The organism is Roseiarcus fermentans (assembly GCF_003315135.1).
In the GTDB taxonomy this organism is placed as follows: Bacteria; Pseudomonadota; Alphaproteobacteria; order Rhizobiales; family Beijerinckiaceae; genus Roseiarcus; species Roseiarcus fermentans.
In genome coordinates this window covers 174,577-184,949 of record NZ_QNRK01000010.1, presented here as the reverse complement: position 1 = coordinate 184,949, position 10,373 = coordinate 174,577, and the positions used below count along the sequence as shown (strand labels likewise).

Genomic DNA, 10,373 nt, shown 5'->3' with positions numbered 1-10,373 from the left:
GGGCGACCTCTCTGAATAGGGTCAAGTCGTTCTCGCAAAACAACTTTTGCCTGATTCGGACGCCCGATGCACCCATCCTGTGTGAGAAATCCGGGCTAAGCTCTGGACGGCGAAAGCGCGCTTGGAAATGCGCGTTTCGATGGGTCTCGATCATGGGGGCGCGGTCGGTTGCGTCAGCGTACGGCGGGTGATCCTGCGTCGCCCGTGTAGAATACGGATGACGGCGACGAGGTTGTTGTCCGGTGCGTGGCGGTAAACCACAACATAAGGCGAAACGAGGCCAATTCGAATGAACCGGCCAAGCTTGGGGCGGGGCGAGCCACTTTCGGGGAACGTCGCCAGGCGCCGATAGAGCGCGTTGAGTTCCGCCACATAACGGTCGGCGACAAGCTCCCCTGCGTTCGCGGTAAGATCGCTGATGATCTCGGCGGAATCAGCATCCGCCGGTCCGGTGATGACGACCCGCGCCACTATTTCAGGCGTGCGGCAAGGCGCGCGAGGTTGCGCGTCCCATGTTCCTCGAGCGTGATGAAATCGCCGCGTTCGAGCGCGGCCAGGCCCTCGTCGACCAAAGGCTTCGCCCACGCCATATCGTCGTGCTCGTCGCCTGCGAGTTCGGCAATGCGGTCGTCGAGCAGCTGGCGCGCCGCTTCCTCGACCGACGCAAAAACGCCGGTCGCAACGCGGGCCTTGATCCACGCTTCCTGCTCGGGGGTTAGGGTTATCAACATGCCGCTCCATACCACGAAAACCGTCCGGTTTCTACGGCCGGTTCAGGACGCCGACAACCGCCGTCGGCTCGCTCGGCGTCCCGGTCCGAATTCTGCCGTCGGGCGCCGGCCACGACGCCATGGCTATCGGCTGCTTCCGCCCGTCCGTTATGCTGTTCGTCCGCTGCAAGGGCGAGATCGCGGGAATCGATCACCGAGGAGGATTGCGCCTTCGGTCTAGCGGCGCTCACGCGCTTCGTGCGCTCATTTCGGGTCAGATTTTCGGGCCAATCTATCACAGGATGCTGCTTCGGATCACACCGCTCGACGAAGCCTTCGGCGACGCGCTGCTCGACCAGGTGTTGAGCGGTCTGCGCCCTCGAGCACACGAGACCCGGATCGAATCATAGGTAGCCGCGCAAGACGAGGGCGGCCGGCTCACCGGCCGCGGCGCTCGATGTGTGCATGCCGTACAATCAGCGACCGCGGCCAGGGAGCGCGGCGGGTCGAGGCGCCGGCGCCCAAAGAGAAGAAACCGCCCCGGCGGCCCACGTCGAAATCTCGGGCGGCGGCTGGCGAGTGGGTTAACTTTGTGTTAACATCGTGGCGAACCGCGAGCAGGCGGGAGGGCGCTGCGGATGCGATCACTGGTTCTTTCCTGCGCGATCGCCCTCAGCGCGAGTTGCGCGCCGGCCGCCGAACTCGGACTGGCGTCCTTCTACGGCGCCGCCGGAATGACCGCAGCGCACCGCAGCCTGCCGATGGGAACCCAGGTCAGGGTGATCAATCTCGACAACGGACGGGTCCTGGTGGTCCGGATCGCCGATCGCGGGCCGTTCATCCGCGGACGGATCATCGACGTTTCGACGGCGGCCGCCGAGTCGCTCGGGTTTCGCAGCGCCGGACTGGCGCATGTGAGGATCGAGCGGGTTCCGCCGGAGCCGGGCGACGCCGGACTCCGCCTGGCGCAGGCGGCGGCGCCCGCGTCGGCGCCGACCTCGGCCGCCGCGATCTGCCGTTACGGAGCCGACCGCCTGGAGCATCTGCAAGACGATGCCGGCAGCGGCGTCGGGGCGCTGTCGGGCGACGGGCCGGGATGCGAGCATCTGCGCTTCCCGCTGTTCGCCCTCGCGCAACAGCCGGACGACCTCGCGCCCTTCGCCGCCCGCGGCGGCGCATTTCTGACCGAAACGGAGGCCGCCGCTAGCATTTCGGTCAGCGCGCTGGCCGAAGCTCCGGGGCGCGGCGAGGCGCTGCGATCGGGGCTCCTGCGTTTTGCGCAGCGGTCGAAGGGGTTTGCGCCGGCTCCGCTCGCCGCCTACGGCGAAGCCGTTCCGCCCGAGACGGAAGCCGCAGCCGACATCCCGGTGAACGCGCTCGCCCAAGTCCCGGAGCGCGCCGCCGCCGTGAAAGGATCGGCGAGCGGCTGCGACGCCGGCGCGTCCTGCGAGAGGCCGAAGCCCGGCCCGGCGTCGAACCCCGTTCTGCTGTTTTTCGCCCGGCTCCGGCACGCCTTCGATTAGCGTCCACATGCGCTGATGGCCGCACGAGCGCGCCGATAAGGCCTTGCGGGGATCACGCGAGGCGTGCGCCGTTTCGGCATTCCCTCGCCTCCTCGTCCAGCCTGGTTGGAATCGGCGCGGATGCCGGGGCGCAGGCGGGATCTCGGCCCGTCCTGCGCACTCGCGAGCGTGTTCGGCGCCGCCGCGATGGGCGGGCTGCCTGAATTCGCTCCATGGCCGACGGGGATCCGGCTGCGCTCCGACTGCCGCTGCTCGGTCCCTGCGCCACGCTGGCCGCATCGCTGCTCGTCGTCGCCGGGACGGCCGTGCGACGACGGCGAGCGTCGAAGCCGGACTCGGGTCCAACGAACCCTGCGCGGGTGGCATGTTAGCGCTTGCCGCCGCCTGCCCTTTCGCGCGAAAATGCGGCCGACGCACGAGCGCTTCCGGCGCGAGGGAGAGACGAGAATGGGCAAACGGTTTTTTGGCGAGATCGGGCCGGTCAAGTACGAGGGGCCGAAGAGCGACAATCCCTTCGCCTTCCGTCATTACGACCCGGAGCGGGTTGTCCTCGGCAAGACGATGGCCGAGCAACTCCGCCCCGCCGTCTGCTACTGGCACAATTTCGGCTGGCTCGGCTCGGACATGTTCGGCTCGTCGACCTTCGACCGGCCCTGGAACAACGACGACATGGAAGGGGCGCGGCGCAAGGCGGACGCCGCCTTCGAGATGTTCTCCATCCTCGGCTTCCCGTTCTTCACCTTCCACGACAAGGACGTCGTGCCGGAGGGCGAATCGCTCGCCGAGTTCGGCAGGAATCTCGCCGACATCACCGACCTGTTCGCCGAGAAGATGCTCGCCACCGGCGCCAAGCTCCTGTGGGGGACGGCCAATCTGTTCAGCCACCCGCGCTTCATGGCGGGCGCGGCGACCAATCCCGACCCGGACGTGTTCGCTTTCGCCGCCGCCCAGGTCAAGAACGCGATGGACGCGACCCACAAGCTGCACGGCGCCAATTACGTGCTCTGGGGCGGCCGCGAGGGCTACGAGACCCTGCTCAACACCGATCTCAAGCGTGAACTCGACCAGCTCGGCCGGTTCCTGTCGATGGTGGTCGACTACAAGCACAAGATTGGCTTCAAGGGCGTGCTGCTGGTCGAGCCGAAGCCGCAGGAGCCGACCAAGCACCAGTACGACTTCGACGTCGCCACCGTCTCCGGCTTCCTGCAGCGGTTCGGCCTGGAGAAGGAGGTCAAGCTCAACCTCGAGGTCGGCCACGCGGTGCTGGCCCATCATGCGTTCGAACACGAAGTGGCGCTCGCCTCCGCGCTCGGCCTGTTGGGCTCCCTCGACGCCAACCGCAACGACTACCAGTCCGGCTGGGACACCGACCAGTTTCCCAACAACGCCGCCGAGCTCGTGCCGGCGCTGTATTTCGTCCTCAAGCAGGGCGGCGTCGCGCCAGGCGGCTTCAACTTCGATTCGAAGGTGCGTCGCCAGTCGATCGACCCGGCCGACCTGATCCTCGGCCACATCGGCGGCATCGACGCCTGCGCCGGAGCGCTGCTCGCGGCCGCGGCGATGATCGAGGACGGCAAGTTCGACGCGATGCGCGAGGCGCGCTACGCCGGCTGGAACGCCCCGGCGGCGCAGGCGATGCTGCAGCCGGGCGCCACCCTCGAGTCGATCGCCAAGCGGGTCATGGACGAGAAGATCGACCCGAAGCCGCGCTCCGGCCAGCAGGAGTTCTACGAGAACGTGGTCAACCGCTACACCTGACGGACGGTTTTGGCGGGCCCGGCGGGCCCGCCGCCGCGGGCCGAGTGTCGCTGGATCGCGGGCGGCGGCGTAGGCCCGGCCGCCGGCCGCGCCCCGCGCCTGGCGAGCGCGGCTCCAGCGCCGCCCGCCAGACTATCGCGTCTCGGCGAGAATCCGCCGGCCGAGCTCCACCTCGCGCGCCCGGTCCATCTTCGTCATCGCTTCGCCCAGAACGGGCCGCGCGGCCAGATGCCGGGCGTAGAGGCCGCCGGCGGCGGCGGTCAGGCGGCCTTCGCGGCCGAGGCGCTCGTCCGCCAGCCCGATCATGCGGGCGTTCGGCCAGGCCTGCGGGCGGATCGCGATCAGCCGGTCGGCGAGCGCCTCCTCGGATTCGTCGGGAAAAGCCTGCGCCATCACCATCAGCATGGCCGCGGTCGAGCGCGAGATCCCCATGTGGCAGTGAATCAGCAGGTGGCGCACGTCGCCGGCGTCGCGGGCGAAGGCGAGGATCGTGTCGATGTCGGCCGCCGTCGGCAGGACGACGTCGGGCGCGGGCTCGATCGCGTCGTGAAAATAGAGCGTCGTCCGCGCGGGCGCGCCATAGGCCAGGAAGGCGGACGGTTCGGGCGTGCCGGGATCGAGCAGCGACAGAACGTTGGTGACGTCGCGCGCGGCGAAGGCGTCGAGTTCCTGCAGGCCGCAGATGGAGAGGGTGGCGAGAGCGAAAGTGTCCATTGGCCTGTCCCTAGCACGGCTCTCGGGGCGCATGTGTGACGAAATCGGCGCGGCGCGACCGCCGAGACGGGCGCCGCGGAACGCCGTCATCGCCACGCTTCGCTCGCATTGACGGCGCAAGCGCGGGTCCCCTAGCCGAGACGCCGCCGCTCGGCTTAAATGCCGGCGATCCAGAGGGGAGCCAACCAGATGAAGACCCGCGCCGCCATCGCCGTCGCCGCCGGAAAGCCGCTCGAAGTGACCGAGGTCGACCTCGAGGGGCCGCGCGCGGGCGAGGTTCTGATCGAGGTCAAGGCGACCGGCATCTGCCACACCGACGAATTCACCCTGTCCGGCGCCGATCCGGAGGGGCTGTTTCCCTCGATCCTCGGCCACGAGGGCGCCGGAATCGTGGTCGACGTCGGGCCGGGCGTGACCACGCTCCGGAAGGGCGACCACGTCATCCCGCTCTACACCCCCGAATGCCGGCAGTGCCCGTCGTGCCTGTCGCGCAAGACCAACCTCTGCACCGCAATCCGCACGACCCAGGGACAGGGGCTGATGCCCGACGGAACCTCGCGCTTCTCCTGCGGCGGCGAGACGATCTTCCACTACATGGGCTGCTCGACCTTCTCCAACTTCACCGTGCTGCCGGAAATCGCGGTCGCCAAGGTCAACCCCGACGCGCCGTTCGACACCATCTGCTACATCGGCTGCGGCGTCACCACGGGCATCGGCGCCGTCATCAACACGGCCAAGGTCGAGCAGGGCGCGACGGGAATCGTATTCGGCCTCGGCGGCATCGGCCTCAATGTCATCCAGGGCCTGCGCCTCGCCGGCGCCGACATGATCATCGGCGTCGACCTCAACAACGCGAAGAAGCCGTGGGGCGAACGGTTCGGGATGACGCATTTCGTCAACCCGAACGAGGTCGGCGGCGACCTCGTGCCTTATCTCGTGAACCTCACGAAGCGCGGCGCCGACCAGATCGGCGGGGCCGACTACACCTTCGACTGCACCGGCAACACGACCGTCATGCGCCAGGCGCTGGAGGCCTGCCACCGCGGCTGGGGCCAGTCGATCGTGATCGGCGTCGCGGGCGCGGGAAAGGAGATCTCCACCCGGCCGTTCCAGCTCGTCACCGGCCGGGTCTGGAAGGGCACCGCCTTCGGCGGCGCGCGCGGCCGCACCGACGTGCCGAAGATCGTCGACTGGTACCTGGCTGGCAAGATCGAGATCGACCCGATGATCACGGCGAAGCTCACGCTCGACGAGATCAACAAGGGTTTCGAGCTCATGCATGCCGGCGAGGGGATTCGCAGCGTGGTGGTCTACTAGCGAGGACGCCCCCGAGCTCGCGTTGGCTCTCCGACTGGAAGGGAGTTCTGCGGTGGCCGAGCCAAATCTCTCAACCTTGTACCAGGCGTACATCGCCTGCCTGAACAGGCAGGACTGGAATCAGCTTGCCGGCTTTGTTCACCACGATGTCCGCCACAACGATCGCCCTTTTGGGCTGACGGGCTACCGGGCGATGCTGGAAGCCGATTTCGACGCCATTCCTGATCTCTGTTTCCAGATTGAAATCCTCGTCGCCGAAGCGCCCCGCGTGGCCAGCCGTCTGCGCTTCGACTGTGCGCCAAAAGGCCTGTTTTTCGGCCTCCCCGTCAATGGCAAGCGCATCTCCTTTTGCGAGAATGTCATTTACGAATTTCGCGACGGCAAAATCGCCCAGGTCTGGTCGGTCATCGACAAGGCCGCGATCGAAGCTCAGCTCTAGAGCATCGCCGTCGTTGCGAGCGAAGCGAAGCAATACACGGCGGGACGCTGCGCGCCATGGATTGCCTCGCCTTCGGCTCGCAATGACGGACCTCAATTCATCCTACCCTAGTGAATACAGCGACCGTATTTCGCGTTCGATCCGTGCGCCTGGTTGTAAATTCACTTCGCCCGACCCAGGACTTGCTCGAGCGCGGCAAAGAAGCGCGGCCACCCGGCCTCGGCGCCATTGTAGGCCTGCTGCTGATCCGGCCGGAAGCCCGACTGCTCCATGCGCAGAAGCGTCCCTGTGCTTGTCGATGTCAGGGTCCACGTGACGATGCTCGCGAGCCCATACGCGTCCCATCGGTAGGACAGCGTCTTGTTCGGCTCCACGACAAGGACTTGGCCGTCGACGTTCCCCCAATCCGCGCGAAATTGGAAACGGTCGCCCACGACTGGTTGGAAATCGGTCTTCATCAGCCACGCCTCAATCAGATGGGGCTGGGTCAGGGCGCGCCAGACTTTCTCCGGCGGATGCGCAACCTCACGTTCGACGGTGACGGAGAGCGTTTCTGTCGGCGCGTTGGTCATTGATCCATCCTCTTCAACAAGTCTTCGAGATCGTCGAATCGGTTCCGCCAGAAGCCCGGCAACTGGGTCGCCCAGTCGACCAGGGGAGTGAGCGCGGCAAGCTCGGCCCTGTAGTGGGTCTCTCGTCCCTGGCGGCGGTCGCGCACCAGGCTGGCCTGCTTCAGCAGACCGAGATGTTTCGAAACCGCAGGCTGAGAAACGCCGGCCCCTGCCGTTAGCGCAGCAACGGTCTGCTCGCCTTCGCGGCACAATCGCTCGAAGATCCCGCGCCGGGTCGGATCGGAGAGCGTTTTGAACAGAATATCGTGATCGTTGGGCATGCAGCATCGATAACCAAAGGATTATGAATCGTCACATAACCGAATGGTTATGCCTCTGTCAAGCGAGGTGTGGCCGCGAATGGCGGAGCGCCGGCGCAGCGCCTCGATCGGGGCGCGATCTCGGGCCTGGCCCCGGGTTCGGCAGAAACGGAGACGGCTGGCTTCGAAATCGCGGGCGCGGGACAGGAAGTCGCGACCCGGCCGTCCCGGCTCGTCGCCGGCCGGGCATGCAAGGGCGCCGCGTTCGGCGGTGCGCGGCCGCTCCAAGACCCCCGCCGTTGGCTCGACCTCCGGTTCGGTCCTCCCCTTGGGTCCCGCGACCGTCGGCTTTCGATAACGAGTGGGCGGCGGCGCGCGGCTTTGCGACGCAGAGCCGGGGCTCGTCCGCCGGTTCCCTCGACTCTCGCAAGGTCCTAAGAGGTCACGCGCGCGTCACCGGCGACGGCCTATGTCGTTTCGCGCGCGCCACGGGGAACACGACAATGACGAGCGATCTCAGGGAAGCCGCCCTCGAATATCATCGGCTGCCGACGCCGGGGAAAATCTCGGTCACGCCGACCAAGTCGATGGTGACGCAACGCGACCTCGCGCTGGCCTATTCGCCGGGCGTCGCCGAGGCCTGCATGGCGATCGTCGCCGATCCCGCCCAGGCGGACGAACTGACCGCCCGCAGCAACCTGGTCGCCGTCGTCACCAACGGCACAGCGGTGCTCGGCCTCGGCAACATCGGCCCGCTCGCCGGCAAGCCGGTGATGGAGGGCAAGGGGTGCCTGTTCAAGAAATTCGCCGGCATCGACGTCTTCGACATCGAGCTGGCGGAAAACGATCCGGACGCGCTGATCGAGACCATCGCCCGCCTCGAGCCGACCTTCGGCGGCATCAACCTCGAGGACATCAAGGCGCCGGAGTGCTTCTACATCGAGAAGAAACTCCGCGAGCGGATGAACATCCCGGTCTTTCACGACGACCAGCACGGCACCGCGATCGTCGCGTCCGCCGCCATCGTCAACGGCCTGAAGCTGGTCGGGAAAGACATCGCGGACGTAAAGCTCGTCTGCTCGGGCGCCGGCGCCGCCGCCATCGCCTGTATCGACCTCGCGGTGCGGCTCGGGCTCGATCCGAAGAAGGTGCTGATCGTCGACCGCTCCGGCGTCGTCTATCCGGGACGGCCGGGACCGCTCGAAGAGAACAAGGCGCGCTACGCCAACGCGACCTCCGCCCGGACGCTGGCCGAGGCGGTGGTGGGGGCGGACGTCTTTCTCGGTCTCTCCGCGCCGGGCGTCCTCACCGGCGCGATGATCAAGGCGATGGCGCGCGACCCGCTGATCTTCGCGATGGCCAATCCCGATCCCGAGATCCGGCCCGAGGACGCCGTCGCCGCCCGCCCCGACGCGATCATCGGCACCGGCCGCTCGGACTATCCCAACCAGATCAACAACGTGCTCTGTTTCCCGTTCATCTTCCGCGGCGCGCTCGATTGCGGCGCCACCACCATCAACGAGGCGATGAAGGTCGCCGCCGCCCACGCCATCGCCGAACTCGCGCGCGCCGAAGTGCCGGAAGCGGTCGCCGACGCCTACAAGGGCGAGGACCTGCGCTTCGGCCGCGACTATCTCATCCCCAAGCCGTTCGACCCGCGCCTGATCACCAGCGTCGCCCCGGCGGTCGCGAGGGCGGCGGCCGACAGCGGCGTGGCGCGCCGGCCGATCCTCGACCTCGACGGCTACCGGCAGAAGCTCGACAAGCTCGTCTACCGCTCGGGCCACGCCATGGAGCCGGTGTTCGCGCGCGCCCGCCGCGCCGGCAAGACGGTCATTCTCGCCGAGGGCGAGGACGATCGCGTGCTGCGCGCCGCCCAGATCGTCGTCGACGAGCACATCGCGACGCCGCTGCTGCTCGGCCGGGCGAGCGTGATCGAGCGCAAGATCAAGGCGCTCGACCTCAGGCTGGAACCCGGTCGCGACGTCCGGATCATCGATCCGCAGGACCCACAGGTCTACACCCGGGCGGCCGACCTCTATTACGCGGCGCGCAAGCGCGACGGCGTCTCGGGCGCGCTGGCCTTGTCGCAGATGCGCAACAACTCGTCGCTCCTGGCCGCGACGCTCCTGCAAAGCGGCGAGGGCGACGCGATGCTGTGCGGCGTGTTCGGCCGCACCTGGGATCATCTGAACGCGATCCGCGACGTGATCGGCATGCGCCCGGGCGTGCGGACGCTCGCGGTCATGCAGATGCTGGTGCTGCCCCAGCATCAGCTGTTCATCTGCGACACGCATTACAACGCCGACCCGAACGCCGAGCAGGTCGCCGAGATCGCCCTCCTGGCCGCCGAGGAGGTGCGCCGCTTCGGCGTGACGCCGCGGGTCGCGCTCCTGTCGCACTCGAGCTTCGGCACTTCGAACCTGCCCTCGGCGCGCAAGATGCGCCAGGCGCGCGAACTGGTCCGGCAGCGGAATCCCGATCTCGCGGTCGAGGGCGAGATGCGCGGCTCGGCCGCGCTGTCGCAGGATATCCTCGACAGCGCCATGCCGGATTCCGGCTTCGTCGGTCCGGCCAACGTGCTCGTCATGCCGAACCTGGACGCCGCCAACATCTCCTACAATCTCTTGCGCATGGCGGCCGGCAACGGCGTCACCATCGGCGGCATCCTCTTGGGCGCCGCGAAGACCGCCCACGTCCTCACCCCCTCGGCGACCGTGCGCCGGATCGTCAACATGGCGGCGCTCGCCGCCGTCGACGCCTCGCAGCGCACCGGACGGTAGGGGGCGCCCGCGGGGCCCCGATGGCGGACCCGCGAGCGTGGCGGAGGGAGGATTCAAAAAGGAGCGGGCGTTGCGGATCGTGAACCGCACGCGTGGGCGGGTCGGCGGCCCTCGCCTCCGACCCATGGTCTGCGCCCGGCCGCGACGTTCCGACGACCGACCGCCGCCGCCGACGACGATATCCAGGCGCGCGGCGGCGCGTGCAGCCGGCGCCCTTGGCCGCCTATAGTTTTCACTCCGGCTTGTCGAACGCGAGAA

The 10,373-nt window shown here is 67.8% G+C and carries 10 protein-coding genes; 5 read left to right on the top strand and 5 right to left on the bottom strand.

Features of this window, described 5'->3' with window-relative positions; translation table 11 throughout:
- Positions 1-150: 150 nt before the first annotated feature.
- Positions 151-471, bottom strand: coding sequence for a type II toxin-antitoxin system RelE/ParE family toxin (locus DFR50_RS11210; protein WP_170153165.1), 321 nt, complete (start codon positions 469-471; stop codon positions 151-153).
- Positions 471-746, bottom strand: a complete 276-nt coding sequence (locus DFR50_RS11205; RefSeq protein WP_245427630.1) for a ribbon-helix-helix domain-containing protein — start codon at positions 744-746, stop codon at positions 471-473. Before DFR50_RS11205 ends, DFR50_RS11210 begins: the two co-directional genes overlap by 1 nt.
- Before the next feature lie 602 nt (positions 747-1,348).
- Between DFR50_RS11205 and DFR50_RS33440 the strand changes: the two genes are divergently transcribed.
- Both DFR50_RS33440 and xylA read left to right on the top strand, forming a co-directional pair.
- Positions 1,349-2,233, top strand: a complete 885-nt coding sequence (locus DFR50_RS33440) for a septal ring lytic transglycosylase RlpA family protein (RefSeq protein WP_113889281.1) — start codon at positions 1,349-1,351, stop codon at positions 2,231-2,233.
- Between the two features lie 447 nt (positions 2,234-2,680).
- On the top strand, positions 2,681-3,991 hold the full coding sequence (xylA, locus tag DFR50_RS11190; protein ID WP_113889280.1) for a xylose isomerase: 1,311 nt from the start codon (positions 2,681-2,683) through the stop codon (positions 3,989-3,991).
- A 132-nt stretch (positions 3,992-4,123) separates the two neighbouring features.
- On the opposite strand, the gene DFR50_RS11185 is transcribed toward xylA, so the two are convergent.
- Positions 4,124-4,705: a tyrosine phosphatase family protein gene (locus DFR50_RS11185; protein WP_113889279.1), complete on the bottom strand. Its 582-nt coding sequence runs from the start codon at positions 4,703-4,705 to the stop codon at positions 4,124-4,126.
- 189 nt (positions 4,706-4,894) lie between these two features.
- Between DFR50_RS11185 and DFR50_RS11180 the strand changes: the two genes are divergently transcribed.
- Together DFR50_RS11180 and DFR50_RS11175 are read left to right on the top strand one after the other, a co-directional pair.
- Complete coding sequence (locus tag DFR50_RS11180) at positions 4,895-6,022, top strand: S-(hydroxymethyl)glutathione dehydrogenase/class III alcohol dehydrogenase (RefSeq protein ID WP_113889302.1); 1,128 nt, start codon at positions 4,895-4,897, stop codon at positions 6,020-6,022.
- A 52-nt stretch (positions 6,023-6,074) separates the two neighbouring features.
- Entirely contained in the window at positions 6,075-6,461 is a 387-nt protein-coding gene (locus DFR50_RS11175) for an ester cyclase (RefSeq protein WP_245427627.1), read from the top strand.
- Between the two features lie 161 nt (positions 6,462-6,622).
- Here the strand turns inward: DFR50_RS11175 and DFR50_RS11170 are convergent, their stop codons facing one another.
- Positions 6,623-7,033, bottom strand: a complete 411-nt coding sequence (locus tag DFR50_RS11170; protein ID WP_113889277.1) for an SRPBCC family protein — start codon at positions 7,031-7,033, stop codon at positions 6,623-6,625.
- Positions 7,030-7,353: an ArsR/SmtB family transcription factor gene (locus DFR50_RS11165; RefSeq protein ID WP_113889276.1), complete on the bottom strand. Its 324-nt coding sequence runs from the start codon at positions 7,351-7,353 to the stop codon at positions 7,030-7,032. Before DFR50_RS11165 ends, DFR50_RS11170 begins: the two co-directional genes overlap by 4 nt.
- 482 nt (positions 7,354-7,835) lie before the next feature.
- Between DFR50_RS11165 and DFR50_RS11155 the strand changes: the two genes are divergently transcribed.
- Positions 7,836-10,115 (top strand): NADP-dependent malic enzyme, encoded by a 2,280-nt coding sequence (locus tag DFR50_RS11155; protein WP_113889274.1) that lies wholly within the window; start codon positions 7,836-7,838, stop codon positions 10,113-10,115.
- Positions 10,116-10,373 lie beyond the last annotated feature (258 nt).